23 protein-coding genes are annotated in these 25,528 nt (G+C 72.1%); 5 read left to right on the plus strand and 18 right to left on the minus strand.

The features are described 5' to 3' along the window. The 3 genes from K7C20_RS28775 (at nt 1) to K7C20_RS28785 (ending at nt 3,635) form a co-directional block, all read left to right on the plus strand. Nucleotides 1-987: a carbohydrate ABC transporter permease gene (locus K7C20_RS28775; RefSeq protein ID WP_245171828.1), complete on the plus strand. Its 987-nt coding sequence runs from the start codon at nt 1-3 to the stop codon at nt 985-987. Beyond that, entirely contained in the window at nt 984-1,832 is an 849-nt protein-coding gene (locus tag K7C20_RS28780) for a carbohydrate ABC transporter permease (RefSeq protein ID WP_030075970.1), read from the plus strand. The genes K7C20_RS28775 and K7C20_RS28780 overlap by 4 nt, the downstream gene beginning before the upstream one ends. 132 nt (nt 1,833-1,964) lie before the next feature. Further along, nucleotides 1,965-3,635 carry a glycoside hydrolase family 13 protein gene (locus K7C20_RS28785; RefSeq protein WP_053210341.1) on the plus strand — a complete coding sequence of 557 codons (1,671 nt, stop codon included), beginning with the start codon at nt 1,965-1,967 and terminating at the stop codon, nt 3,633-3,635. 22 nt (nt 3,636-3,657) lie between these two features. Here K7C20_RS28785 and K7C20_RS28790 read toward each other — a convergent pair whose 3' ends face one another. The 16 genes from K7C20_RS28790 to K7C20_RS28860 all read right to left on the minus strand — a co-directional run bounded on the left by K7C20_RS28790 (nt 3,658) and on the right by K7C20_RS28860 (nt 19,797). Then, on the minus strand, nt 3,658-4,428 hold the full coding sequence (locus K7C20_RS28790) for a sirohydrochlorin chelatase (RefSeq protein ID WP_030075974.1): 771 nt from the start codon (nt 4,426-4,428) through the stop codon (nt 3,658-3,660). Between the two features lie 3 nt (nt 4,429-4,431). Beyond that, nucleotides 4,432-5,370, minus strand: coding sequence for an ABC transporter permease (locus K7C20_RS28795; protein ID WP_030075976.1), 939 nt, complete (start codon nt 5,368-5,370; stop codon nt 4,432-4,434). Continuing rightward, the gene (locus K7C20_RS28800; RefSeq protein ID WP_209444030.1) at nt 5,357-6,163 is read right to left on the minus strand and encodes an ABC transporter ATP-binding protein; all 807 of its coding nucleotides are present in this window, start codon (nt 6,161-6,163) and stop codon (nt 5,357-5,359) included. Before K7C20_RS28800 ends, K7C20_RS28795 begins: the two co-directional genes overlap by 14 nt. A gap of 39 nt (nt 6,164-6,202) precedes the next feature. Then, the gene (locus K7C20_RS28805; RefSeq protein ID WP_053210339.1) at nt 6,203-7,312 is read right to left on the minus strand and encodes an aliphatic sulfonate ABC transporter substrate-binding protein; all 1,110 of its coding nucleotides are present in this window, start codon (nt 7,310-7,312) and stop codon (nt 6,203-6,205) included. 213 nt (nt 7,313-7,525) lie between these two features. Beyond that, entirely contained in the window at nt 7,526-8,881 is a 1,356-nt protein-coding gene (locus tag K7C20_RS28810; protein WP_053210338.1) for a sulfate adenylyltransferase subunit 1, read from the minus strand. Between the two features lie 2 nt (nt 8,882-8,883). Further along, nucleotides 8,884-9,819: a sulfate adenylyltransferase subunit CysD gene (gene cysD / locus K7C20_RS28815; RefSeq protein WP_030075982.1), complete on the minus strand. Its 936-nt coding sequence runs from the start codon at nt 9,817-9,819 to the stop codon at nt 8,884-8,886. After that, nucleotides 9,816-10,349 carry an adenylyl-sulfate kinase gene (gene cysC, locus K7C20_RS28820; RefSeq protein WP_037840139.1) on the minus strand — a complete coding sequence of 178 codons (534 nt, stop codon included), beginning with the start codon at nt 10,347-10,349 and terminating at the stop codon, nt 9,816-9,818. Before cysC ends, cysD begins: the two co-directional genes overlap by 4 nt. 20 nt (nt 10,350-10,369) lie before the next feature. Next, the gene (locus tag K7C20_RS28825) at nt 10,370-11,071 is read right to left on the minus strand and encodes a phosphoadenylyl-sulfate reductase (protein ID WP_030075986.1); all 702 of its coding nucleotides are present in this window, start codon (nt 11,069-11,071) and stop codon (nt 10,370-10,372) included. Further along, nucleotides 11,068-11,256 carry a hypothetical protein gene (locus K7C20_RS28830; protein WP_030075988.1) on the minus strand — a complete coding sequence of 63 codons (189 nt, stop codon included), beginning with the start codon at nt 11,254-11,256 and terminating at the stop codon, nt 11,068-11,070. Before K7C20_RS28830 ends, K7C20_RS28825 begins: the two co-directional genes overlap by 4 nt. A gap of 115 nt (nt 11,257-11,371) precedes the next feature. Continuing rightward, a complete protein-coding gene (locus K7C20_RS28835; RefSeq protein WP_030075990.1) occupies nt 11,372-13,069 on the minus strand; it encodes a nitrite/sulfite reductase in 1,698 nt (565 codons plus the stop codon). A gap of 214 nt (nt 13,070-13,283) precedes the next feature. Further along, complete coding sequence (locus K7C20_RS39510; protein ID WP_350257049.1) at nt 13,284-13,367, minus strand: putative leader peptide; 84 nt, start codon at nt 13,365-13,367, stop codon at nt 13,284-13,286. A gap of 92 nt (nt 13,368-13,459) precedes the next feature. Beyond that, a complete protein-coding gene (locus K7C20_RS28840) occupies nt 13,460-14,059 on the minus strand; it encodes a GNAT family N-acetyltransferase (RefSeq protein WP_030075992.1) in 600 nt (199 codons plus the stop codon). 126 nt (nt 14,060-14,185) lie between these two features. After that, nucleotides 14,186-14,854 carry a class F sortase gene (locus K7C20_RS28845; protein ID WP_048828723.1) on the minus strand — a complete coding sequence of 223 codons (669 nt, stop codon included), beginning with the start codon at nt 14,852-14,854 and terminating at the stop codon, nt 14,186-14,188. A 255-nt stretch (nt 14,855-15,109) separates the two neighbouring features. Further along, complete coding sequence (locus K7C20_RS28850) at nt 15,110-15,970, minus strand: LLM class flavin-dependent oxidoreductase (protein ID WP_030075996.1); 861 nt, start codon at nt 15,968-15,970, stop codon at nt 15,110-15,112. 305 nt (nt 15,971-16,275) lie between these two features. Then, the gene (locus K7C20_RS28855; RefSeq protein ID WP_053210337.1) at nt 16,276-17,565 is read right to left on the minus strand and encodes a GAF domain-containing protein; all 1,290 of its coding nucleotides are present in this window, start codon (nt 17,563-17,565) and stop codon (nt 16,276-16,278) included. A gap of 588 nt (nt 17,566-18,153) precedes the next feature. Beyond that, nucleotides 18,154-19,797 carry an acyl-CoA dehydrogenase family protein gene (locus K7C20_RS28860; protein ID WP_053210336.1) on the minus strand — a complete coding sequence of 548 codons (1,644 nt, stop codon included), beginning with the start codon at nt 19,795-19,797 and terminating at the stop codon, nt 18,154-18,156. An 18-nt stretch (nt 19,798-19,815) separates the two neighbouring features. Here K7C20_RS28860 and K7C20_RS28865 point away from each other — a divergent pair, with 18 nt between their 5' ends. Both K7C20_RS28865 and K7C20_RS28870 read left to right on the plus strand, forming a co-directional pair. Beyond that, on the plus strand, nt 19,816-20,949 hold the full coding sequence (locus K7C20_RS28865; RefSeq protein ID WP_048828724.1) for a YihY/virulence factor BrkB family protein: 1,134 nt from the start codon (nt 19,816-19,818) through the stop codon (nt 20,947-20,949). A 228-nt stretch (nt 20,950-21,177) separates the two neighbouring features. Next, nucleotides 21,178-22,572: an MFS transporter gene (locus K7C20_RS28870; RefSeq protein ID WP_245171827.1), complete on the plus strand. Its 1,395-nt coding sequence runs from the start codon at nt 21,178-21,180 to the stop codon at nt 22,570-22,572. 234 nt (nt 22,573-22,806) lie between these two features. On the opposite strand, the gene K7C20_RS39290 is transcribed toward K7C20_RS28870, so the two are convergent. After that, on the minus strand, nt 22,807-23,349 hold the full coding sequence (locus K7C20_RS39290) for a phospholipase (RefSeq protein ID WP_063753835.1): 543 nt from the start codon (nt 23,347-23,349) through the stop codon (nt 22,807-22,809). Nucleotides 23,350-23,649: 300 nt separating this feature from the next. Continuing rightward, complete coding sequence (locus K7C20_RS28880; RefSeq protein WP_053210335.1) at nt 23,650-25,380, minus strand: IclR family transcriptional regulator domain-containing protein; 1,731 nt, start codon at nt 25,378-25,380, stop codon at nt 23,650-23,652. Nucleotides 25,381-25,528 lie beyond the last annotated feature (148 nt).

A 25,528-nucleotide genomic window follows, 5' to 3' on the forward strand; every position in this document is an offset into this window, starting at 1 on the left:
ATGACATCCTCCGCAACACCCGTGTCGCGGCGCCCGGCCCCGGAGCAGGCCGGCCCGCGGACGGCGCCGGCACCGCGCGGCGGCGGCCCGGCCCGGGTCAGCAGACGCCGCCGGGCGCGTACCGGCTGGTTCTTCGCCTCCCCGGCACTGCTGACCATCACCGCCGTGACGGTCTTCCCGGTGCTCTTCTCGCTGCTGCTCAGCTTCGCCGATGTCCGCCTGGAGTACGGCGGATTCCGCATCCTGTCCCTGACGGGCGACCATTACGCCGCCGTGCTGAGTAGCCCGGAATGGCGCCAGGCGCTCTTCTTCACCTTCGGGTTCACCGCCGTCACCGTGCTGCTGGAGCTGGTTCTGGGCACCGCGGCCGCCCTCGTGCTGGAACGGCTGGGGGCCGCCCGCGGCTGGGTCCTGGCGGTCCTGCTGCTGCCCTGGGCCCTGATCAATGTCGTCGCCGCCCAGCTGTGGGGCTATCTCTACAACGGCACCTACGGCGGGCTGACCTGGCTCTTCCAGCAGATCCTCGGCCACCAGCCGGACATCCTCGGGCAACCCGCCTCCGCCATGGGTGCCATGGTGGTGGTCGATGTCTGGAAGACCACACCCTTTGTCGCGATTGTCGTCCTCGCCGGGCTGATGCTGATTCCCGGCGACGTCTACGAGGCGGCAGAGATCGACGGCGCCGGCACCTGGACGACGTTCTGGAAGGTCACGCTGCCGCAACTGCGCCCGATCATGGCCATCGCCGTCCTGTTCCGCATCCTTCAGGCCTTCGGCATCTTCGACCTGCCCTTCGTCCTGACCCAGGGCGGTCCGGGCACCGCCACCGAGTCCCTGGCGATCCTCGGATACAAAACGCTCTTCCAGAACCTCGCCATCGGCCGCGGCGCGGCGGTGGCCACCACCACCGCCGTCATCGTGATCAGTTGCTGTCTGCTCTTCCTGCGGGTCTTCAAGACGCAGGCCGACGAAGGAGGGCGGGCATGAACCGCCGTGCACCGGCGTCCGGCATCCGCCGGTACGTCAACGCCGTCAACCTCGGCGGTCTGGCGATCGTCGTGCTGTCGGCACTGCCGCTGTACTGGATGATCGTGTCGTCCTTCAAGGGCCCTGGCGAGATCAGTGCCGCACCGCCGACCCTGGTGCCGAAGGCGGCGACGCTCGGCAACTACGCGGAGGCCTTCGTCCGCAACGGCATCGGCCGCTATCTGCTCAACAGCGTGCTGGTGGCGTCGGTTTCCACGGTCGCCGTGCTGGGACTGTCCTTCTTCGCGGGCTACGCACTCGCCCGCACCCCGCTGCGGGGCCGCGGCGCCATCATGACCGCGCTGCTGATGCTGTCCGTCTTCCCGCCGATCGCGCTGGTCGTTCCGCTCTTCCTGCTGGAGCGGCAACTGGGGCTGCTCAACAGCTACGCGGGCCTGATCGTGCCCTATGTCGCGCTGAACCTGCCGTTCGCCATCTGGATCATGCGCAACTACCTGGTCGGTGTCCCCCGTGAGCTGGAGGAGGCGGCGACCGTCGACGGCGCGGGACCGCTGCGTACGGTCCTGACCGTCATCGCCCCCCTGGCCCGGCCGGGACTGTTCACCGCGGGGATCTTCACCTTCACCGCGACCTGGTCGGAGTTCCTGCTGGCGCTGACCTTCAACAGCGAGGACGGCCACCGCACCGTTCCGGTCGGCATCGCCCTGTTCACCAGCCAGTACACGGTCCCCTACGGGACGCTGTTCGCGGGGGCCGTGGCGGCCACCGTACCCATCGGCGTCCTGGTCATGATTTTCCGCCGCTCGATCGTCTCGGGCATGACCTCAGGGGCGGTGAAGGGATGAGACCGGCGCCCCCGGGGCCTCCTCACCCCGCCGCACCCGACCGCACCCGGCGCCGCACCGCGCCGTATTCCTCCCCCGGCTACCGCTGGGAGGTGCCCCCACGCGACCGCTCTCGCATCGAAAGGCCTCCACGTGACCGCACAGCACCTCGGCTCCGACCGCAACACCACCGACTGGTGGCGGCAGGCCGTCGTCTACCAGGTGTATCCGCGCAGCTTCGCCGACGCCGACGGCGACGGCATCGGTGACCTCCCCGGTGTGACCTCCCGGCTGCCCTACCTCGCCGACCTGGGCGTGGACGCCGTCTGGCTGAGCCCCTTCTACCCCTCACAGCTGGCCGACGGCGGCTATGACGTCGACGACTACCGCAATGTCGACCCGCGTCTCGGCACCCTCGACGACTTCGACGCCATGGTGGCCGAGGCACACCGCCTGGGCCTCAAGGTGATGGTGGACATCGTGCCCAACCACTCCTCCGACCAGCACCTCTGGTTCCAGGAGGCGTTGCGCGCCGAGCCCGGATCCGCCGCGCGGGAGCGCTATGTCTTCCGTGAGGGCAAGGGCGAGCTGGGCGAGCTGCCGCCCACCGACTGGGTCTCCTGCTTCGGCGGACCCGCCTGGACCCGGCTGCCCGACGGCTGGTGGTACCTCCACCTCTTCGCCCCCGAGCAGCCCGACTTCAACTGGGACAACCCCGAGGTCCGCGCGGACTTCCGGCACACCCTGCGCTTCTGGTCCGACCGCGGCGTGGACGGCTTCCGGGTCGATGTGGCCCACGGCCTGGCCAAGGACCTGGCCGCGCCACTCCGTGACATCGGCACCGTCGAGGGCTACACACCGGGCGACCTGCCCGAGGACGGCAGCCACCCCTTCTGGGACCGCGACGAGGTGCACGACATCTTCCGCGACTGGCGCAAGGTCTTCAACGAGTACGACCCGCCGCGGGTCGCCGTCGCCGAGGCCTGGGTGCGCAGCTCCCGCCGTACCGCGTACGCCACCCCGCAGGAGCTCGGCCAGGCCTTCAACTTCGACTTCCTCAAGGCCCCGCTGCGCGCCGGGGAACTGCGCGCCTCGATCGACACCGCACTCGCCGACGCGCGGGCGGCCGGGGCGACCGCGACCTGGGTCCTCTCCAACCACGATGTGATCCGGCACGCCTCCCGGTACGGCCTGCCGGACGGCCGCGACGAGGAGGCCTGGCTGCTCTCCGACGGCCAGGAGCCCGTCCTGGACCGGGAGTTCGGGCTGCGCCGGGCGCTGGCCGCGACCCTGCTGATGCTGGCGCTGCCGGGCTCCGGCTATGTCTACCAGGGCGAGGAACTGGGGCTTCCCGAGGTCGCCGGCCTCTCCCGGGACAGCCTCCAGGACCCGGTGTGGACCCGGAGCGGAGGCCGGCTGAAGGGCCGGGACGGCTGCCGGGTGCCGCTGCCGTGGCGGCGCGAGGGCAGCTCGTACGGCTTCGGCAGCGGGGGTTCCTGGCTGCCGCAGCCGGCGGGCTGGGGCGAGTTGTCCGTCGAGGCGCAGCAGGGTGTGGCGTCGTCACCCCTGGAGCTGTACCGCACGGCGCTGGCCACCCGCCGCCGGCTGCTGGCCGACGAGGCGCTGGAATGGGCCGACGAGACACCGACCGCCGGCCCGGACGTACTGCACTTCCGCCGCTCGGGCGGCTGGGAGTGTGTGGCGAACCTGTCGGACGAGCCCCGGCCGCTGCCGGCCGGCGACGTGCTGCTGTCCTCCGCACCGGTCACCGGCGACGAGCTGCCGCCGTGGACGACGGCCTGGCTGCACACCACGACGCCCTGATCCCGCGCACCGTGGGGACCCCTCAGGCGATCAGCGCCGCCAGGTCCCCACGGGCACGGCCCGGGACCGCCCGGTCGTAGCGCCGCAGCAGCAGGCGGGCCAGCTCGGGCGCGGCGCCCAGTACGGGGGCGAGGACATCGGCGCGGGCCTCGCGGGCCCCGGCGGCGATCCGGTCCGGGAGGAAACCGGGGGCGATGACGTACGGGGCGACGGCCACCCGGCCGACGCCCTCGGCATGCAGTTCCCGCACCGCGTCGGCCGTACGGGGCAGAGATGCGGAGGCGAACGCAGGTCGCACGGCACACCAGCCAGCGGTGTGCCGCCACTCCCGCGCGATTTCAGCGATCACTGCGATCGCCTCCGGGTCCGAGGAGCCCGCCGAGGCCAGGACGACCCCGGTCGAGCGACGGTCGCCGGGCCGCAGCCCGGCCTGGGCCAGCCGGCGCTCCAGCGCGTCGGTCAGCAGTGACGAAGGGCCCAGCACATCGGCCTGGCGGACGGTCAGCAGGGGCAGCCGCGCCGTCGCCTCCCGCAAGGCCGCCGGGATGTCGGACTTCGCATGGAAGGCACGCGTCAGCAGCAGCGGCAGCGCCACCACCTCCCGGACTCCTTCTGCCGACAGGCGCTCCAGCACCCGCGGCACCCGGGGCGCGTTGAAGTCGAGATAGCCGACCTCGACGCGCAGCCCGGGCCGCAGCGACCGGACCCGCGCGCAGAGCGCGGAGACGGTCGCCGCGTGCCGCGGATCGCGGCTGCCGTGGGCGATGACGAGAAGCGTGGGGCGTGCGTCCATGGTTCAGCTCTTCACGAGGAGGCCACGGCTGCGCAGCACCCGGCGTTCGACCGGGGCGAAGATCAGCAGCTCGATGCCGATACCGACGATGAGGATGAGAAGAATCGCGGCGAGTACCCAGGACATGTCCTGGAGCTCACGGCCCTGCTCCAGCAGCTGGCCCAGACCGGTGCCCAGATCGGGCGCGTTGACGATGAGCTCGGCGGCCATCAGGGAACGCCAGGAGAACGCCCAGCCCTGCTTGAGCCCGGCGATATAGCCCGGCAGCGCGGCCGGGAGCAGCACATGCCGGACACCCGCGAGCCCCGTGGCGCCGATGGTGCGGCCCGCCCGCAGGTAGAGCGGGGAGATCTGGTCGACACCGGCCACCAGCCCGTTGGCGATGGACGGGACCGCGCCGAGCAGCACCACCGCGTAGATCGTGGCGTCGCTCAGCCCGAACCAGATGATCGCGGCCGGGACCCAGGCCACCGAGGGCAGGGACTGGAGACCGCTCAGGATCGGCCCGATCGCGGCCCGTACGGCCTTGACCTGGGCGACGATCAGTCCGAGGACCGTACCGATGGCCACCGACGCCACGAAACCGAGGGCGCCGCGGGAGACGCTGGTCCACACGAAGCTCAGCAGGGTGCCTTCGAGCCACTTCTCCTGAAGCGAGCGGCCGACGTCGACGGGGCTCGGCAGCAGGTAGTGCGGCTTCAGCTCGAAGTGGTAGGCCAGCTGCCACAGCCCGAGCACGATGACGATGGCGACGAGGGGAGGGAACGCCTTCGAGACGACGGTACGCAGCCACGGCTGCCGGTCGACGACCCGGGATTCGAGGGCGTCGAGCCCGGCCTCCAGGCCGGCGATGTCACCGGCTCCGGGGGCGTCGGTGCCCGCCGTGGTGTCCTTGCCCTTCGCTGCGGCGGCGGACGGGTCCTTGGTCTCAGTGCTGGCCATGGCGGCGGATCTCCCCACGGAGCTGTTCGGTGATCTCGATGGAAAGGTCGGCGACCGCGGAGTCCTCGATGCGGCGCGGCTGCGGGATGTCCACCCGCCACTCGCGGGCGATCTTGCCGGGGCGGGAGGACAGCAGCACCACCCGCTCGGCGAGCCGCACGGCCTCACGGACGTTGTGGGTGACGAAGAGGACCGACAGGTTGGTCTCGCGCCAGATGCGGGTCAGCTCGTCGTGCAGCACATCGCGGGTGATCGCGTCGAGCGCGGCGAACGGCTCGTCCATCAGCAGCAGTTGACTGTCCTGGGCGAGCGCACGGGCCATCGCCACGCGCTGGCGCATACCGCCCGACAGCTCGTGCACCCGCTTGCCGTAGGCGCCCTGGAGCCGGACGAGCTCCAGCAGCCGCTCGGCCTCGTCGCGGCGCTCGGCACGCGGCACCCCGCGCAGCCGCAGCGCCAGTTCGATGTTGCGGCCCGCGGTCAGCCATGGGAACAGCGCATGTTCCTGGAACATCAGGGCCGGCCGGCCGCCCGGCGTCTCGATGGCGCCGGCGGACGGCGCGTCGAGACCGGCCACGAGGTTGAGGAGAGTGGACTTTCCGCAGCCCGAGGCCCCCAGGAGGCAGACGAATTCGCCGGGCGCCACGTCGATGCTGATGTCGTCCAGGACATGCTGCTGTGCGCCGGTGCGGCCGAACGACTTCGAGACATGGTCGATGCGAGCCGCGTACGGCACGGTGGTGCCCGTGTCCGCCGTGGCGGGCTGCTGCTTGGTGAGCGTGGTGGTCGTCATCGGTGTCACCTCCTGGGGGAGTGCGGTGCTGCGGGCGGGTTACTTGCTGCCGAGTCCGGCGTCGTCGACCGGCGGCTTGCCCTGGGACTTGAGCACCTTGTTCAGCAGGGTGAGGTCGTAGATGCCCTTGAGGTCGGGCTTCTTGAGCAGGCCCGCCTTGACGGCGTGGTCGGCCTCCTGCTGGAGGGTGGCGGCCAGCGGGTCATCGGTGACGTCGACGTTCTTGACGGCCGGGTCGATGACGTTGTCCGGCAGTGCCTTGCCGGCGATGTCCGGGGAGGAGAGCTTGTCGTTGAGGGCCTTCTTCGCCTCGGCCGGGTGCGACCGGATCCAGGCGTTGGTCTTCACCGACGCACGCAGCACCGCCTCGACGGCCTTCGGGTGCTCCTTGAGGAACTTCTGCGAGACGATCATGTTCGTGATGACGAACTTCCCGTCCTTCCACAGCTTCTTCTCGTCCAGGAGCGTCTTGCCGCCCTCGGCGACGAGCTTGGAAGCGGTGGGCTCGGGCACCCAGGCGCCGTCGATGTCGCCCTGCTGGAAGGCCGTCGGCGTCACCTTGTTGTCGGTGCGCTGGACGGTGACATCACCCTTGCCGGTGGTGGCGTCGACCTTGAGGCCCTTCTCGGACAGGTAGTTCAGCAGCGCGACGTCCTGGGTGTTGCCCAGCTGCGGGGTCGCGATCGTCTTGCCCTTGAGATCGTTCAGGCTCTTGATCTTCTTGGGGTTGACCACCAGCGAGACACCGCCGGAGGCCGAACCGCCGATGATCTTCAGGCTCTTGCCGTGCGACTTGGCGTAACCGTTGATCGCGGGGGACGGGCCGATCCAGCCGATGTCGATGGCGCCCGAGTTGAGCGCCTCGATCTCGGCGGGGCCCGCGTTGAAGGGGGCGGACTTCACTTCGGTGCCGCCCAGTTCCTTCTGGAACGCACCGTTCTGGAGGCCGACCAGGGGGGTGGCGTGGGTGGTGTTGCCGAAGAACCCGATCGTGACGTGATCGAGCCCGTCGGTCTTCGCGCCCTTGGGGGCGACACCGGCCGCTGTGTCCTTCTTGGCCTCGGAGCCGTAGCCGCAGGCGCCCAGCGCCCCGGTCAGGAGCGGGACGGTGACGGCGGCCGCGAGCAGGCGGTGACGAACGGCAGACACGGGAGGTGGTCCTCTCGGAGGGCCGGGTCAGTACGCGCCTTCTATGGCGCGCCCGGCAGATCGATGGATCTTCGGAAGGGAGGTGTGGGGGATACGGAGTGGTGCATCGTCAGCGCACACATCGGCCGACTCCGCCCTGCCCGCTGCCCAGGGCGCCGCTGCCGATGCGGCCGCCCTCCTTCGCGAAGGTCGAGAAAACGTCCTTGAGCATGCTCAGAAGTCCCATCCCTCGTCGTCCGCGCTCGCGGCCGGAGCGGCCTCCGCGGCCGCTTCCGCAAAGGCGGTACCCGCCATGCCCGCGGTCAGCGTCGTGCCGTCCGCCGGGTCGATCAGCAGGAACGAGCCGGTGCGGCGGGAGTCGGCGTAGGCGTCCAGGGCCAGCGGCTCCGCCGTGCGGACGACGATCCGTCCGATGTCGTTGGCGGCCAGCTCACCGGGCGCCGGGTGCTGGGAGAGGTCGTCCAGCGTCAGCCGGGACGGGATGTCCTTGACGATCGCCTTGACCGTACGGGTGGTGTGCTTGAGCAGCACCCGCTGCCCGACGGTCAGCGGACGGTCCGCCACATGGCAGATGGTCGCCTCGATGTCCTGCGAGACGCCCGGCGCGGTGGCCGTCGGGGCGATCAGGTCACCGCGCGAGATGTCCAGGTCGTCGGTGAGCCGGACGGTCACCGACTGCGGTGCCCAGGCGACATCCACGGCCTGGCCGAGCGCGTCGATCGCCTCGATCGTGCTCGTCCGGCCCGAGGGCAGGACGGTGACGGGGTCGCCGACGCGCAGCACACCGGAGGCGATCTGGCCCGCGTAGCCGCGGTAGTCGGGGTGTTCGGCGGTCTGCGGACGGATCACGTACTGGACCGGGAAACGGCCGGGGTCGTCCGAGGGGTCGGCGACGACGGGCACGGTCTCCAGGTGCTCCAGCACGGTCGGGCCGCCGTACCAGTCCATGTTCGCCGACGGCGCCACGACGTTGTCGCCGGCCAGCGCCGAGATCGGGATCGCGGTGATCTCCGGGACGCCCAGCGAGGCCGCGTACGTCGTGAACTCCTCGGCGATGGCGGCGAAGACGGGCTCGGCGTAGTCGACCAGGTCCATCTTGTTGACGGCCAGCACGACATGCGGGACGCGCAGCAGGGCGGCGACCGCGGCGTGCCGGCGGGTCTGCTCGACCACCCCGTTGCGGGCGTCGACCAGCACCACGGCCAGCTCGGCGGTGGAGGCGCCGGTGACCATGTTGCGGGTGTACTGCACATGCCCGGGGGTGTCCGCCAGGATGAAGCGGCGCCGCGGGGTGGCGAAGTAGCGGTAGGCGACATCGATGGTGATGCCCTGCTCGCGCTCGGCGCGCAGCCCGTCGGTCAGCAGCGCCAGGTCCGGCGCTTCCTGACCGCGGCCCAGCGAGGCCCGCTCGACGGCCTCGAGCTGGTCGGTGAGCACCGACTTGGAGTCGTGCAGCAGCCGCCCCACCAGCGTCGACTTGCCGTCGTCGACGGACCCGGCAGTGGCGAACCGCAGCAGCGAGGTGGCACCCGCGTCGACGATGTCCTCAACAGCATTGCTGGTGCTCATGGTTAGAAGTACCCCTCGCGCTTGCGGTCCTCCATGGCGGCCTCGGACATCTTGTCGTCGGCCCTCGTCGCGCCCCGCTCGGTGAGCCGGGATGCGGCGATCTCCGTGATGACGGCCTCGATCGTGTCGGCGTCGGAGTCGACGGCGCCGGTGCAGGACATGTCGCCGACGGTGCGGTAGCGCACCTGCCGCCTCTCCAGGCTCTCGCCGTCCTTGGGGCCGCCCCACTCGCCGGGCGCCAGCCACATGCCGTTGCGGGCGAAGACCTCGCGCTCGTGGGCGTAGTAGATGGCGGGCAGTTCGATCTTCTCGCGGGCGATGTACTGCCACACGTCCAGCTCGGTCCAGTTGGACAGCGGGAAGACCCGGACATGCTCACCGGGCGAGTGCTTGCCGTTGTAGAGCTGCCACAGCTCGGGACGCTGCCGGCGCGGGTCCCAGCCGCCGAACTCGTCGCGCAGCGAGAAGACCCGCTCCTTGGCGCGCGCCTTCTCCTCGTCCCGGCGGCCGCCGCCGAAGACCGCGTCGAAGCGGCCCTTCTCGATGGCGTCCAGCAGCGGGACGGTCTGGAGCGGGTTACGGGTGCCGTCGGGGCGCTCGCGCAGCTCACCGCGGTCGATGAAGTCCTGTACGGAGGCGACGTGCAGCCGCAGGCCGTGCCGCTCCACGGCGCGGTCGCGGTAGTCGAGGACCTCGGGGAAGTTGTGCCCGGTGTCGACGTGCAGCAGCGAGAACGGCACCGCGGCCGGCGCGAACGCCTTCAGCGCGAGGTGCAGCATGACGATGGAGTCCTTGCCACCGGAGAACAGGATCACCGGCCGCTCGAACTCACCCGCCACCTCACGGAAGATGTGCACCGCCTCGGACTCCAGGGCGTCCAGGTGCGAGAGGGCGTACGGGTTGTCGATGTCGTCGGTCACGGCAGCGATGGTGGTCATGCCAGTCCCCTTTCGGTGAGCAGCGTGTGCAGCGCCGCCGCGGACTCCTGCACGGTCTGGGTGTGCGACTCGATGCGCAGATCGGGCGACTCGGGCGCCTCGTACGGATCGTCCACGCCGGTCAGACCGGAGATCTCACCGGCCGCCTGCTTGGCGTACAGCCCCTTCACATCCCGCTCGGAGCACACCTCGACGGGCGTGGCCACATGCACCTCCAGGTAGGGGGTGCCCTCGGTCTGGTGGCGCTTGCGGACGGCCTCCCGGCTGTCCGCATACGGCGCGATCACCGGCACCAGCGCCTTGACGCCGTTGCTCGCCAGCAGCTCGGCCACGAAGCCGATGCGCTGGACGTTGGTGTGCCGGTCCTCGCGGGTGAAACCGAGGCCCGCGGAGAGGAACTCGCGGATCTCGTCGCCGTCGAGCACCTCGACGCGATGGCCGTCGCCGCGCAGCCGGCCGGCCAGCTCGTGCGCAAGGGTCGTCTTGCCCGCGCTCGGCAGACCGGTCAGCCAGATCGTGGCGCCCGTCATGGATATCTCCTGATGCTCGGTCATCCGTGCAGCCCGCACTCGGTCTTGTTGCTGCCGGCCCAGCGGCCGGCCCTGACGTCCTCGCCCTCCAGCACCCGGCGGGTGCAGGGCGCGCAGCCGACGGAGGCATAGCCGTCCGTCAGCAGCGGGTTGGTGAGCACCCCGTGCTCGGCCACGTACGCATCCACGTCGGCCTGCGTCCAGCGGGCGATCGGCGAGACCTTCACCTTCTGGCGCTTGGGGTCCCAGCCGACGACCGGGGTGTTCGCCCGGGTGGGCGACTCGTCCCGGCGCAGCCCCGTCGCCCAGGCGTCGTAGGCGGTCAGGCCCTCTTCGAGCGGCTTGACCTTGCGCAGTGCGCAGCACAGGTCCGGGTTGCGGTCGTGCAGCTTCGGGCCGTGCTCGGCGTCCTGCTCGGCCACCGTCTGACGCGGCGTCAGGGTGATGACGTTGACGTCCATCACCTCGGCCACGGCGTCCCGCGTCCCGAGGGTCTCCGGGAAGTGGTAGCCGGTGTCCAGGAAGACCACGTCCACGCCGGGGAAGGCCCGCGACGCCAGATGCGCGACGACCGCGTCCTCCATCGAGGAGGTGACGCAGAAGCGCGGGCCGAAGGTCTCGGCGGCCCACTTGAGGATCTCCAGGGCGGGTGCGTCCTCCAGGTCGCGGCCCGCCTGCTCGGCGAGCTGCTGAAGGTCGGCTGCGGTGGTAGTGGTGGTCACGACTCGCCTCCGTCGGGTGCGGCAGGGGTCTTGCCGGTCAGCCCCTGGGCCAGCAGGCCCAGGAACTTCAGCCGGAACGCCCGGCTGCAGGACCGGCATTCCCAGGCGCCATGGCCTTCCTCGGAAGGCTGTAGGTCCTCGTCCCCGCAGTACGGGCAGTAGAACGGCGCGGCACGTTCGCTCACGGCGTCCCCCGCTCAGCCTCGGCGCGCTCGGATGCGCCGGCTTCCCTCGTCACTGCTCGTTCCTTCGTCACTGCGCGGCTCCTCAGGCCGGCCGGCGCCGCGCGCCGAGGCTCGCTCACTTCAGCGCACCCTCTTCCGCACGGGCCGCCCACTGGGCGAACCGCTCGTCGTCCGTGCGCTGCGACTCGAAGTTGCGCAGCACCCGCTCGACGTAGTCGGGGAGTTCGTCGGCGGTGACCTTCAGGCCGCGGACCTTGCGGCCGAAGCCGGCCTCCAGGCCCAGCGCGCCGCCCAGGTGCACCTGGTAGCCCTCGACCTGGTTGCCGTCGTCGTCCAGGACCAGCTGGCCCTTGAGGCCGATGTCCGCGACCTGGATGCGGGCGCAGGCGTTCGGGCAGCCGTTGAGGTTGATGGTGACCGGCTCCTGGAAGTCCGGCATCCGGCGCTCCAGCTCGTCGATGAGCGAGGCACCCCGGCCCTTGGTCTCGACGATGGCGAGCTTGCAGAACTCGATACCGGTGCAGGCCATCGTGCCGCGCCGGAACGGCGAGGGGTTGACCTGGAAGTCCAGCGCCTCCAGCCCGGCGACGAGCGAGTCGACCTGGTCCTGCGTCACATCGAGGATGATCATCTTCTGCTCGACGGTGGTGCGCAGCCGGTCGGAGCCGTGGTCGGCGGCCAGTTCGGCGATCTTGGTGAGGGTGGTGCCGTCGACCCGGCCGACGCGCGGGGCGAAGCCGACGTAGAAGCGGCCGTCCTGCTGCTGGTGCACACCGATGTGGTCGCGCCACTTGGAGACCGGCTCCTCGGGCGCGGGGCCGTCGGCCAGCTTGCGCTGGAGGTACTCGTCCTCCAGCACCTGGCGGAACTTCTCCGGGCCCCAGTCGGCCATCAGGAACTTCAGCCGGGCGCGGGTGCGCAGCCGGCGGTAGCCGTAGTCGCGGAAGATGCCGACGACACCGGCCCAGACGTCCGCGACCTCGTCCAGCGGCACCCAGGTGCCCAGGCGCTGGGCGAGCTTGGGGTTGGTGGACAGGCCGCCGCCGACCCAGAGGTCGAAGCCGGGGCCGTGCTCGGGGTGGACGACGCCGACGAAGGCCACATCGTTGATCTCGTGGACCACGTCCTGGACGGGGGAGCCGGAGATCGCGGTCTTGAACTTGCGCGGCAGGTTGGAGAATTCCTTGCTGCCGATGTAGCGGTCGTGGATCTCGTCGACGGCGGGGGTGCCGTCCACGATCTCGTCCGCCGCGATGCCGGCCACCGGGGAGCCGATGATCACGCGCGGGCAGTCACCGCAGGCCTCGGTCGTGGAGAGCCCGACGGCCTCCAGCTTCTCCCAGATGGCGGGGACGTCCTCGATGCGGATCCAGTGCAGCTGGATGTTCTGCCGGTCGGTGATGTCCGCGGTGCCGCGGGCGTACTGCTCCGAGACCTCGCCGATCGCACGCAGCTGGGCCACGGACAGCCGCCCGCCGTCGACGCGGACCCGCAGCATGAAGTACTTGTCGTCCAGCTCCTCCGGCTCCAGGATCGCGGTCTTGCCACCGTCGATGCCGGGCTTGCGCTGGGTGTACAGGCCCCACCAACGCATCCGCCCGCGCAGGTCGTTGGGGTCGATGGAGTCGAAACCGGCCTTGGAGTAGATCGTCTCAATGCGTGTCCGCACATTGAGACCGTCGTCGTCCTTCTTGAACTGCTCGTTGCCGTTGAGCGGTGTGTGGTGGCCAACGGCCCACTGGCCCTCGCCGCGGTGGCGTCCGGCCTTGCGGCGGGTCGTGGCAGCTGCGGGGAGTTCGGAGGAGGCGGCCATGGGTGTACGTCCTTCTGGGCGGGCTCAAAAAAAGCGGACGGGGCGCTGGACACCCGCGGTGACCTGCGCAGACATACCGAAAGGCGGCGCGTGGCACACGCGTCGGCAAGGTCTGCGGATCGAGGGGGTCAGCGCGTCCGCAACGGTGGGGACGGCGTGAGGTTCGGTGGTGCTGGGTGCTGCCCGGGGCCGAAGGCCCCTGGGGAATACAGCCTCAGCCCGCCCGACAAATGGCGCTGGACATGCGGCCGAGGTCGACGTGCCGCCGACTCACCAAGGCAATTCCAGCTCGAGACATGACGGAAGCGTGTCACGCCGCTCTCCGGCCAGTCCACCGTTATCCAGAGTTTGGACACCTCTGTCCCGCATCGCGAGACGGTGTGGTGGCGGTCACTCTCCGGCGGGCGTGACGGCGGTGGTGGGCCCCGCGCCGGGCCAGGGTCCGGGAGCCGGTACGTCGGGCTCCTCGGTCACCGTGGTGTCGTACAGCCGGAAGCCGCGCCGCTGGTAGTTGGCCATCGCATACGGGCCGTCCTTGCTGCACGTGTGCACCCACACCCGCGCGGTCCGTGCCAGTCCCGGCCACCGCTCGGCCAGGTCCCAGGCCCGCTCGATCCCGTACGCGAGCAGATGCCCGCCGATCCGGCGCCCCCGGAAGTCCGGGATGAGCCCGAAGTAGGTGATCTCCACCGAGCCGTCCGCGTCCGCCGCCAGCTCGATGAACCCGGCGGGGGTGCCGCGCTCGTACGCCACCCAGGTCTCCACGCCGGGGCGCCCGAGGTGTGCCACCCACTGGGCGTACGACCACGTCAGCCGGTCGGTCCAGGTGACATCCCCGCCGACCGCCGTGTAGAGGAAGCGGCTGAATTCGGGCGACGGCACCTCGGACCGGATGATACGGACGTCCTGCTCGGCCGCCGGTCCCGCGGCGGGGGACAGATCGGTGCGCGAGGTCTGTTCGAGGTACCACGTGGTGACCGAGAGGCTCATGGGGCCAGCACATCACACCGGGATCCGGGGCCCGGGCCCGGCCCTGGGGGCGGGGGAGCGGGCGGTGCGGCGGACCGTCGTCCCGAATCGTGAGACGCCGGCCCACAGTGTGCGGTGGGGACCGCCCTAGCCGATGCCCGTCATCCGGGCGAAGACCACCACGTTGCCCGCGTAGCCGGAGTCCGCCGAGTAGTCGCCGCCGCAGGTCAGGACGCGCAGCTCGGGGCGTCCGGTGGTGCCGTAGACCTTCCGGGCGGGGAACTTCCGCTTGTCGAAGACCTGGGTGCCGTAGACCTCGAAGACCGCGGTCCGCCCGTCCTCGCGGGTCACCCGGATCGTCCTGCCCTTCTCCAGGGCGCCCAGCCCGTAGAAGACAGCGGGCCCGCTGCGGCTGTCGACGTGGCCGACGATGACGGCGGTGCCGTTCTCGCCCGGGGTCGGCGCGTCCTCGTACCAGCCCGCCAGCCGGGGGGCGCCGGCCGGCGGGGCCTTGATCAGACCGTCCTTGTCCAGGCCCAGCGGCATCAGCGGGGCCGATACCGCGATCGACGGAATCGCCACCCGGGAGGGGGCGGAACGGGGCAGCGGCGGCGGCGCGGGGCCGTCGGGCGGGAGGTCGCCGGGGAAGAGCGCGGTGTCCGCCCCCGGCTGCGGCGGTCCGTCCGCCTCACCGGACAGTCCCTGGCGCACCATGCCGATCCCGATGAGGCCGGCCAGCGCCAGCACGCCCCACCTGGGCCGGCGCACGGCCGCGGGCTCCCCGGGCGTCGCTTCCGGCGGGCCTGTCGGGCTCATCGCTCACCTCCCGTGGCCGCGCGCCCCGGGTGCCCGTCCCCGGGGTGCACGGTCCGCTGTCGGCACGCTAGGCGCGCCCCGGGACGGGGGCGACAGCAGGCGGCCGAACGGGTGGCGGGCGCCGCAGCGCTGCGTCACCCGCCACGGGGGCGCGCCCTGCTCGCCCCGCCCGACGCACGGGCGGGGTGCCCCGAGGACGTCGCCGTGCCGGCACGGCGCCGTGCCGGTCCCCTGCCGGTCCCTTCGCCGTGCCGGCTACGGCGCCGGGAACACCACATCGGCCAGCCGCTCGACCTGGTCCGGGTCCGGGGACCAGCAGTAGAGCATCACCTCGTCCGCGCCGATCGCCCGGAACGCGGCCACCGCCTCGCGGATCTGCGCCCCGGTGGTGAGCAGCCCCTTCACGACGTGGTCGGTGTAGCTGCTCGGCTGGTAGTACGCGTGCAGTTCCTGGCGGGCACGGTCGAGGGTCGGCTCCGGGCCGAGCGCGACATTGACCTGGGCCAGCAGCCGCGGCCGGCCCGTACGGCCGGCCCGCGACCAGGCCGCCTCCACCTCACGGAAGAGGCCGTCCATGGCGGGGGCCGGGAGGGCGGCGCCGAGAAAGCCGTCTCCCCAGCGGGCCACGCGCTCCATCACGGCGGGCACGAACCCGCCGAACAGCACCTCGGGCCCACCGGGCCGCGCGGGGGCGGGGCCGATCGGTCCGATGTCTTCGGAGAACGGCTCCCCGGACCAGATGCGCCGCATGGCCGCCAGCTGCCGGTCGAGCCGCCGGCCGCGGGTGCGCAGGTCGACACCGGCGGCCAGATAGTCGTCGTCGCGTCCGCCGATGCCGATGCCGAGGGTGAAGCGCGAGCCGGACAGCAGATCGAGCGTGGCGGCCTGCTTGGCGAGCAGCGTCGTACGGTGCAGCGGGGCGAGCAGCACCTCGGTCTGCAACCGGATCCGGGAGGTGGCGCCGGCCAGGGTGGCCAGCGTGATCAGCGGTTCGGGGTTGCCGAACACCAGACGGTCGAGCAGGGCGACGGTGGTGAAGGGGGTGGCTTCGGCGCGCCGGGCCCAGCTCAGCAGCTGGGCGGGATCGCCGATGGGAAGGCCGAGGCCTACGGACATGGAGGGTCCTCCAGAAGGACGAGCAGGCATGGGTGATCGCGGATTGTCGTGTCGCCCACTCGTTCGGCACCGCGCGTTCGCTGCGCGCGGGCTGCTCCCGTTCTGCGACGTCCTTCTGGAGAGCTGATGTCAGAGTGCGGTCACCCTACGAGGGGGGTACGCGCGTCCGCATCCGATTTTCGGACCGCCGGACCGCCGGGCCGCCGGTCCGCCGGACCGCCGGACCCCGGACCGGACCGCCGGGCCCCCGGACTTCCGGACCTCCGGTCCCCCGGACCCTGCATCCCTCGCCCCTCCCGGAACCGTCACCCCCGCCGCGCCGCCCCCACCGCGGGGGCCGACGACTGCGGCAGCAGCTGTGCCGGCCGCGGCGGCAGCCGGAGCTCCACCTCCACCCCGTCCGCGAAGCGGTACGGCCGGTGCGCCAGGACACTCGCGAGATGGCGGCGCAGCCGGGACAGTTCGGCCCGCACCGTGACCGTACGGCTCTCGTCGCCGAAGAGGTCCCGGGCGAGTTCGGCGGCGCTGCGCCCCTGCGGATGCGCGGCGAGGACGAACAGCAGCTCGGCATGGCGCGGGGTCAGCTCGTGCGACCAGCTGCCGGCCGGCCCGCTGACGGTGACCGTCGAGCCGTCCCGGCCGCTGACGTCCAGCACCACCCGGCTCGGCCCGGCGCCCTGCTCCTGCCGCCCGACCCGGACCAGCCAGCCGCCGGGCAGCGGCTCCAGGGTGCACATGCCGTACCGCGGCAGCCACAGCGGCCCGGCCTCGGGCGACTTGGGCAGCGCCACCCGGTCCTGCGGCGTCAGGCCGGTCACCCCCGCGACCCAGCCGCTCGGGTCCACGGCCAGTGCCTGCCCGCCGATCCGCGCCAGCACCGGCGCCGCGCTCGACCGCAGCTGTTCCAGGGACAGGTGATGGCGGCTGCGCAGCTCACCCTCGGCGAGCCGGGCGACCGCGGACACCAGCGAGAGCGTCGTGGGGTGGAAGGAGGGCGCCGGACCACTGATGTCCACCGTGCCCAACAGGCGCCCGTCGCGCGGGTCGTGGAGCGGCGCCGCGGCGCACGTCCACTGCTGGTGGCTGCGGACGAAATGCTCCGCGGAGTGCACCAGCACCGGCCGGCGGGCCACCAGCGCGGTGCCGATGGCGTTGGTGCCGACGACGTCCTCCGTCCAGTCGGCCCCCTTGTCGAAGCCGAGCCGGTCGGCCATCCGCCGCACCGGCGCGCTGCCCTCCCGCCACAGCACCCGGCCCTCGGCGTCGGTGACGACCATGATCTGCTGCGCGGCGTCGGCGGAGGGCAGCAGCCCCTCGTTGAGCACCGGCAGCACCGCCGCCAGCTGCGACATCTGCCGACGGCGTTCCAACTCCGCCACGGGCAACAGGATTTGGGGCCGGTCCCGGTCCGGGTCGACGCCCGATACCAGCACCCGGCGCCAGGATTCACCGATCACCGCGCGGGGCGCGCCGGAGGAATCGCCGGGCGGGGCCTCGCCCGCGAGCACCGCCTCGTGGACCGTGGCGAGGCGGCGTGCGGTGGCGCGGTTGTCCTGGGCCGACCAGATGGCACTGTCGATCGCTCTGTCGCTCACGCTGCTCTCCGTAGTGCCCTGTTCCTCGGGTCGTGCCCTTCGTGCGCTCACCGGTCCATTCTCGAAGCGCCATTGTCCCGGTTGGTCTCCGGGCACTGCAACGCTCTGCAACCGTTGTCGCTCATGAGGCGTTCCCGGAAGGCTGGCCGGAGCGGCCGATGGCGTCTCGCCACCGGGGGTTCGCCGGTCACCCGTCGGGGAACCAACCACCGGTTGTCGCCGGGGATTCCATCGGCCGCCAGGCGCGATGTCGGCACGGCCGGGAGGGGGCTCACCATGGTGGCCGCTGCCCTGCGCGTCGTGGTGAACGCGGGGGACGAGAGGGTGCGACGCGTACCTGCCGTCCGTCCGGGCGTCCACCACGAGGCTTCCCGGCGGCCCGCGGCCGACGTCCTGATCGCATGTCAGCCGCTGCCGGCCGACGGCTGTGCGGCAGCGCCCGGGACGCCCTGAACCGGGAGCGGTGCCGTGTCGGCGCGGCACCGCTCCCTGACCGACGCGGCGGCGGTGACCCCCTGTCCCCGTCGTCCTGCGAGGCGAGGGCCCGGAGGCGACGGGGAACCGCCGCCGCGTCGGGCCGTACCGCGCTCAGCCCTCGGCCACCGGCCGCGCCCGCGCCACCACGGACGCAAGATCCAGCGTGTGCGGCAGCGTCCCGAAGGCCGCGCCCGCGTCGCCGCCGAGGCGGCCGGCGCAGAACGCGTCCGCGACCTCGGACGGGGCGTGGCGCACCAGCAGCGAACCCTGGAGCACCAGCGCCATCCGCTCCACCAGCCGCCGGGCCCGCGCCTCGAGGCCCTCCAGATCGGCGAGCTCGGTGAGCATCCGGGTGATCGCCCGGTCCAGCCGGTGATCCGCGCCCCGCGCCGCCCCGATCTCGGTCAGGAACGCGTTCAGCGCCTCGGGCTCGCGCCGCAGGGCCCGCAGCACGTCCAGCGCCTGGACATTGCCGGAACCCTCCCAGATCGAGTTGAGCGGGGCCTCGCGCAGCAGCCGCGGCAGCCCCGACTCCTCCACGTACCCGTTGCCGCCCAGACACTCCAGCGCCTCGGTCACCATCGGCGTGCAGCGCTTGGTCACCCAGTACTTCGCCGCCGGCACCGCCAGCCGCAGGAAGTGCCGCTCCTGCTCGGTGTCGGCGTCGTACGCCGCCGCCAGGCGCAGCGCGAGGGTGGTCGCCGCCTCCGACTCCAGTGCCAGATCGGCCAGCACATTGCGCATCAGCGGCTTGTCGATCAGCCGGTCGCCGAAGGCCTCGCGGTGCGCGGTGTGGTGCAGCGCCTGCGCCACCGCCTGCCGCATCACCGCCGCGGACGCGCTGACACAGTCCAGCCGGGTCGCCGCGACCATCTCGATGATCGTCGCCACCCCGCGCCCCTCCTCGCCGACCCGGCGCGCCCAGCTCTCGCCGTCGAACTCGACCTCCGCGGAGGCGTTCGAGCGGTTGCCGAGCTTGTCCTTGAGCCGCTGGATACGGAAGGAGTTGCGGCTCCCGTCCGGCAGCACCCGCGGCAGCAGAAAGCACGTGAGCCCTCCCGGCGCCCGGGCCAGCACCAGGAAGGCGTCCGACATCGGCGCCGAACAGAACCACTTGTGACCGGTCAGTACGTATTCGCCGGGGGCGGCCAGCGGTTCGGCGCGGGTCGTGAGGGCCCGCAGGTCGCTGCCGCCCTGCTTCTCCGTCAGGGCCATCCCGGCCAGCGCGCCGCCCTTCTCGGCGACCGGGCGCAGCTCGTGCTCGTACACCTGCGAGGTCAGCAACGGCTCCCACTCGGCCGCCAGCTCGGGCTCGGCGCGCAGCGTGGGCACCGCCGCATGGGTCATCGACAGCGGGCAGCCGTGCCCCGCCTCGGCCTGCGTCCACACGATGAAGCCGGCGGTGCGGCGGACATGGCCGTCCGGCCGGCCCCAGGCGCCGGTCAGCCCGGCCGTGACCGCATGGCCGAGCAGCCGGTGCCAGGCCGGGTGGAACTCCACCTCGTCGATGCGGTGGCCGTAGCGGTCATGGGTGCGCAGGACCGGTGGGTTCGCGTTGGCCTGCTCGCCCCAGCGCCGGGCGTGCGCGGAGCCGGCCGCCTTTCCCAGCGTGCTCAGCTCTTCGCGTACCTCGTCGAGCCGGACGTCGGCGACATGCCGGCCGACGCCCTCCGCCAGGGCCGCGTCGCCGGCGAAGACGTCGTATCCGACCAGCGGCGGAGGCTGGTTCGTGACCGTGTGAGTGGTGGCTGCCATGCCAGATACGGTAAGGAGGTGCAGCCGGCAAACGAACCAACCGAGCGGCCCGCGGGCCGTCTGACCAAGGCCCGCGCCCTCTACCGCAACGTTTCCAAGCGTCGGCTGGCCTGGCTCCTGCTCAAGGACACCGTCAACTCCTGCATGAGGTACCGCGTCACCGGCCTGGCCGCCGAGGCCGCCTTCTGGAGCCTGCTGTCGCTGCCGCCGCTGATCCTCGGGCTCCTGGGCGTGCTCGGCTACACGAACGCCTGGATCGGGCACGACACCATCGACAGCGTCCGCCGGCACATCCTCGGTGCCGCCGGCACCGTACTGTCCGCCAAGGGCGTGAACGAGATCGCCCGGCCGCTGCTCAGCGATGTCTTCACCGGCCGCCGCCCCGACGTCATCTCGCTCGGCTTCGCCATCGCCCTGTGGTCCGGGTCCCGGGCGATGAACGTCTTCGTCGACACCATCACCATCATGTACGGGCTCGACGGCCGGCGCGGCATCATCAAGACCCGGCTGCTGGCGTTCGCGCTGTACCTCGCCGCGCTCGTCGTCGGCGCCGTCGCCCTGCCGCTGATGGTGGCCGGCCCCGACACCGTCGTGAGCTGGCTGCCGGCCAGCGAGCACGTCATCCGGGCGCTGTACTGGCCGGTCGTCCTGCTCCTGTCGGTCGCCTTTCTGACCACGCTCTACCACGCGTCCGTTCCGGTCCGTTCGCCCTGGCCGGAGGACATTCCCGGTGCGGTGGTCGCGCTCGGCATGTGGGTGCTCGGCAGCTTCCTGCTGCGGCTCTACCTCACCTCGACGGTCGAGGGGCCCACGATCTACGGCTCGTTGGCCGCGCCGGTCGCCGTACTCCTGTGGATCGGCGTGTCCGCCTTCGCAGTGCTGGTCGGGGCGGCGACGAACGCCTCACTCGACCGGGTGTGGCCGTCGGTCGCCACGGCCGCGGCCCGTGAGGAGGCCGCACGGCGGACGGCGGCGAAGGCGGGTGCCGGCGAAGCGGGTGCCGAGGAGACGGGTGCCGAGGGGGCGGGCGCCGACGGGGCGGAGGGGGCCGGTGCGGACGGCGGCGGTGAGCGCGGTGATGACGGCGACGGGGACCGTGGCGGTGGCCGCCACGGGGAGGGCCGCGGCGACGGCGGCACGTGCGACGACTGAGCGGAGTACCCCGTCCGGCCCGACCGCGGCCCGCTGTGCCGCATGCGCCTGTGGCCATGAAGACGTGCGCAAGTCATTGACACCCCTGGGACTGAGGCAGATGATCCATGCCGATCACTTCGCGAACGAAAGTTCACCACGCGAACTTCCGCCCTCCGAGCGTCACTTCGCGCTTCGCCCTTCGTGCCGCATGCGTCGCGCCTCGTGCCTCGTGAATCCGAGGTCCCCATGTCTCCCACCGGCCCGCCGCCCGCCACCGACCCGTCCGCCGGAACACCCCCCGGCCCGCCCGCCGGACCCGGCCGCCACACCTTCCGCTCCGTCGCGCCCGTCCTGGCGCTGTGCTGGCTCGCCGTGTTCTTCGACGGTATGGACGTCAACGTCTACGGCGCCGTCATGCCGCACATGCTCGACGACCCCGGCCTCGGCCTCACCCCCGGTGGGGCCGGCACGATCGGCAGCTGGACCACCTTCGGCATGCTGATCGGCGCACTCGGCACCGGCACCCTCACCGACTGGCTGGGCCGTCGCCCGGTCCTGGTCGCCAGCGTGCTGATGTTCTCCGCCGGGTCGGCGGTCTGCGCGCTGTCCGGCGCGCCCGCCCCGTTCGGCGCCGGCCGCTTCCTGGCGGGCCTGGGCCTCGGCGGGCTGATGCCCCTCTGCCTCTCCCTGGTGATGGAGTTCGCACCGCCCCGCCGGGCCGCCCTCGCCACCGGCCTGCTGATGACCTCGTACCACGCGGGCGGCATGTTCGCGACGGGCCTGGGGCTGACGCTGGCGCCCGCGCTCGGCTGGCGCTGGGTGTTCTGGGCCGGGGTGCTGCCCGCGGTCGTCGCGGCCCCACTGCTGCTGCGCCTGCTGCCGGAATCGCCCGGTGTGCTGCTCGCCAAGGGGCGTACCGCCGAGGCCGATGCGGTCGCCGACCGCTACGGCATGGCCCGCCCCGTCCCCGCCGATGCCCCCGCCCAGGGGGCCAGGGGCCGGCTGGCCGCGATCCTCGCCCTCTTCCGCCCCGGCGCACGCTGGGCGACGCCGCTGCTGTGGCTCGCCTCGTTCTGCGGTCTGCTCCTGGTCTACGGCGTGAGCACCTGGCTGCCGCAGATGATGCGGGCCGCCGGATACGGACTCACGTCCTCGGTCAGCTTCCTGCTCCTCATCAACGCGGGCGGGATCGTCGGCATGCTGATCGCGGGCCGCACCGCCGACCGCTACGGCCCGGTCAAGGTCTCCGCCCTCTGGTTCCTGCTGACCGCCGCCGGAGCACTGCTCCTCGGAGCGCATCTGCCGCTCGGCCTCACCTACGTGGTCGTGGCCGTCACCGGTGTCTGGCTCTTCAGTGCGCAGGTGATGGTCTACGCGGCGGCCCACCGCGTCTATCCGGCCGCCGAACGGGCCACCGGCATCGGCTGGGTCACCGGCATCGGCCGTACCGGCGCGGTGGCCGGCCCCTGGCTGGGCGGCACCCTCGCCGCCACCGGCAACGACCAACTCGGCTTCAGGGCCTTTGCGTTGGCCGGCCTGCTGGGCTCGCTCGCCATCGGCCTGGTGCCGCTCGCCCGGCGCATCGGCCGGCCGGCGGCGTCCCCGGCATCCCCCTCATCGGCGCCGCTCGGCGCCGACTAGTGCGCGGGGGCCCTCGTCCGCACACCGTCGCCCAGTCGCCCCGATGCCCAGTTGCCCCGATGCCGGGACGCCCAGCCCATGGAGTGCGGGCCGGGTTCGGCATCGGGGCGGAGGGGCCGGTATCGGGAGAGTGCAGCTCACCCCGCCAGGAGCTCAGCGGGGCCCGGCCGTGCTGCGTGCGCCGGCGCGGTCGGTGGGCAAGCCGGGCCCGCCGCCCGCAAGGCGGTCGTCACCTCACAGGTGGCCGAGGGCCCGGACCGCGTCGTAGTACTTCTTCGCGACCTTCAGGCACCCCTTGCGCTGGGCCTGGCTGTACGGGCCCCACTGGCGCTTGCAGACATTCTGCATGTCGTAGTGAAAGGAATCGTCCACCCGCTTCTTGTGCGCGCGGCTGAATGCATGCATCTTCTTGTAATTGCGGTAACCGAAATCGTGCCGGGCGCAGGACGACCAGAAATGGAATCCGCCGGGGTTGTCGGTGACGCCCGAGCAGCCGTCGGTCGACCAGTCGAAGCGGTACTTGTCGTGCCCGTCCTGCCACTTGATGCGAGTGTTCTGCCAAAGCGGCATGCCGTGCTTTTCGGTCAGCTGGTTGAGCCGCTTGAGCTTCTGCGCCCTGCTGACGGCCGCCGTCGCCTGCGGGTTCGCCGAGACGGTCGACGCCTTGGGAGCCGTGCGGTCCGCGCCTGCGGGGCCGGCGAGCGCCGGGGTGGCCGACGAGAGGGCGACGACGCCGCTGAGTGCGGCGCCGGCCAAGGAAATACCGAGCTTGTTCATGCGTGCTGTCTATGCCTTCCGGTAACCGGGATATGTCCCAGTAAGGGGACGCGGCCGGGGCCCGGGAGAAAATGCATGCGCACAGCCGACGCCAACGCGAAAGCGAAAGCACCCCCCGTGCGGTCGTCCCCCGAACTGACCGCGCCCGCAGGCTAACACGGCATCTTTTGGTACGAGGAGCAGTCGCAATAAAAAAGTATCCACCTGGTGGGCCGCGGAATGCGGAATGCATAACTCCTCAACCGCGCACCCGTTGCACGGCCGTTGTGCAACGGGTGCGGGCACGCGGCCGGGCACCCGTCACAGCACCGGAATGCGCGCATACCTCCCCGCCACCCACAGGTCCGCCTCGATGGCGGCGGCAGTGGTGCGCAGGGCCGGTAGGAGCCTCTCGCGGGCCTCGTCCGCGGTACAACGGCCCGCGTGGGTGGAGACGTTGACGGCGGAGACGACGCGGCCGGTGCGGTCGCGCACGGGGACGGCAAGGGAGCGCAGGCCCTCTTCCAGTTCCTCGTCGACCAGGGCGTAGCCGTGGGAGCGGACCTCTTCCAGGAGGGCGAGGAGCCGCCCGGGATCGGTCACGGTGTGGCGGGTGAGGGGTGCGAGGTCGGTGAGGGCCAGTCGCGCGGAGAGTTCGGCCGGGGTGAGGCCGGCCAGGAGGACGCGTCCCATGGAGGTCGGGTACGCGGGAAAGCGGGTGCCCAGGGTGATGTTGACGCTCATGATGCGCACGGTGGGGACCCGCGCGACGTACTGGATGTCGTCGCCGGAGAGGACCGCCATCGAGGCGGAGTCGTGCACCCGCTCGACCAGCGCGACAAGGTGCGGCTGGGCGATGGCGGGCAGGGTGAGGCCCGAGAGATGGGCGAAGCCCAGCTCCAGCACCTTCGGGGTCGGGCGGAAGAGCTTGCCGTCGGTGGCGAGGTAGCCCAGGTGTTCCAGCGTGATCAGGGCGCGGCGGGCGGTCGCGCGGGCAAGGCCGGTGGCCTCCGCGACGGCGGTGAGGGAGAGTTCGGCGCGGCCGGCACCGAACGCGGTGAGGGTGATCAGCCCGCGGGCCATCGATTCGACGAACTCGGGGCCCAGTTCCTGCTTGGACGCGCGCATCCAGGTGGCATGGGCGGGGTGCGACGGGCCGGGCGCCGTGTCGGGGACGGACGCCGCCTCCCGGGGGAGGGTCAGGGCGTACTCCATTGCGGAGACCGCCTCGCGGAGGCGGGGGAGCACCGCGTCGGGCAGTTCGGCAGCGCTCAGCCGGCTGGTGTGACTGACGACGCTGAGTGCGCAGACCGGGCGGCCGGCGGTGTCGCGGACCGGCATGGCCACCGCGACCAGGCCCGGTTCGATGAGCTGGTCGTCCAGGGACCAGCCGGCGTCGCGCGCGGCGGCCACCCGGGCCTCGAAACCGGCGGGCGAGCCTGCATCCGCGCCCGGCCCGGCGTCGTTTCCCGCCCCGTCCTCGGCGCGCCGCGGCGGCACCGCCGGGAAGCCCGCGTCCGTCGGGTCGGCCGCGCGGCGTGAGCGCCAGCGCTGCCAGTCCGCCGCGTCCCAGTGGTCCGCGAACAGCGCGCCCGGCGCGCCCCGCTCGGCGGGCAGCAGATCGCCGATGCGGAAGGCGAGCGACATGGCGCGGCGGCGGGTCGCCTGGTGGACGAAGCGCACCCCGTCGGCGTCCGGCACCGCGAGGGAGACCGGCTCGTCCAGCTCGTCGGCCAGCCGGTCGGCGAGCGGACCGAGCCGGTCGGGGAGCTCGGAGGCGGCGAGGTAGGCGTTGCCGAGCTCCAGCAGCCGCGGCGCGAGCACCGCGTCCCGGCCCTCGATCCGCACGTAGCCCAGGCGCGCGAGCGTGCTCAGCACCCGGTCGACGGTGGAGCGGGCGAGCTCGGTGCGGCGCACCAGGTCGCCGACCGGCTGCCGGCCGCCGCCGCCCGCCAGCTCCCGCAGCACGGACAGGCCGCGCATCAGCGGCCCCACCGCTTCCGGCGGGGGCGGTGGCGGTGCGGACGGGGCGGTGGCGGCGGGCTGGGTCATGGCCTCTCCATGGTGCGGCGATCTGGTCGGAACCGTACCCGGGGGGACCGTTGACAGGGCCGGGGGCGGGGTCCAAACTCAAGGCGGCTCGATTGTGAACTTAAGTTCACTGTACGAACAAGTTGAGGTGGGGCGGCCTTTGAGGCCA

The organism is Streptomyces decoyicus (assembly GCF_019880305.1).
Classification (GTDB): domain Bacteria; phylum Actinomycetota; class Actinomycetes; order Streptomycetales; family Streptomycetaceae; genus Streptomyces; species Streptomyces decoyicus.

Coding starts and splice junctions, on each gene's coding strand:
- K7C20_RS28775 (WP_245171828.1), top strand. CDS start 1: ATGACATCCTCCGCAACACCCGTGTCGCGGCGCCCGGCCCCGGAGCAG.
- K7C20_RS28780 (WP_030075970.1), top strand. CDS start 984: ATGAACCGCCGTGCACCGGCGTCCGGCATCCGCCGGTACGTCAACGCC.
- K7C20_RS28790 (WP_030075974.1), bottom strand. CDS start 4,428: ATGGACGCACGCCCCACGCTTCTCGTCATCGCCCACGGCAGCCGCGAT.
- K7C20_RS28795 (WP_030075976.1), bottom strand. CDS start 5,370: ATGGCCAGCACTGAGACCAAGGACCCGTCCGCCGCCGCAGCGAAGGGC.
- K7C20_RS28800 (WP_209444030.1), bottom strand. CDS start 6,163: ATGACGACCACCACGCTCACCAAGCAGCAGCCCGCCACGGCGGACACG.
- K7C20_RS28810 (WP_053210338.1), bottom strand. CDS start 8,881: ATGAGCACCAGCAATGCTGTTGAGGACATCGTCGACGCGGGTGCCACC.
- cysD (WP_030075982.1), bottom strand. CDS start 9,819: ATGACCACCATCGCTGCCGTGACCGACGACATCGACAACCCGTACGCC.
- cysC (WP_037840139.1), bottom strand. CDS start 10,349: ATGACGGGCGCCACGATCTGGCTGACCGGTCTGCCGAGCGCGGGCAAG.
- K7C20_RS28835 (WP_030075990.1), bottom strand. CDS start 13,069: ATGGCCGCCTCCTCCGAACTCCCCGCAGCTGCCACGACCCGCCGCAAG.
- K7C20_RS39510 (WP_350257049.1), bottom strand. CDS start 13,367: ATGTCTCGAGCTGGAATTGCCTTGGTGAGTCGGCGGCACGTCGACCTC.
- K7C20_RS28840 (WP_030075992.1), bottom strand. CDS start 14,059: ATGAGCCTCTCGGTCACCACGTGGTACCTCGAACAGACCTCGCGCACC.
- K7C20_RS28845 (WP_048828723.1), bottom strand. CDS start 14,854: ATGAGCCCGACAGGCCCGCCGGAAGCGACGCCCGGGGAGCCCGCGGCC.
- K7C20_RS28850 (WP_030075996.1), bottom strand. CDS start 15,970: ATGTCCGTAGGCCTCGGCCTTCCCATCGGCGATCCCGCCCAGCTGCTG.
- K7C20_RS28860 (WP_053210336.1), bottom strand. CDS start 19,797: ATGGCAGCCACCACTCACACGGTCACGAACCAGCCTCCGCCGCTGGTC.
- K7C20_RS28870 (WP_245171827.1), top strand. CDS start 21,178: ATGTCTCCCACCGGCCCGCCGCCCGCCACCGACCCGTCCGCCGGAACA.
- K7C20_RS39290 (WP_063753835.1), bottom strand. CDS start 23,349: ATGAACAAGCTCGGTATTTCCTTGGCCGGCGCCGCACTCAGCGGCGTC.
- K7C20_RS28880 (WP_053210335.1), bottom strand. CDS start 25,380: ATGACCCAGCCCGCCGCCACCGCCCCGTCCGCACCGCCACCGCCCCCG.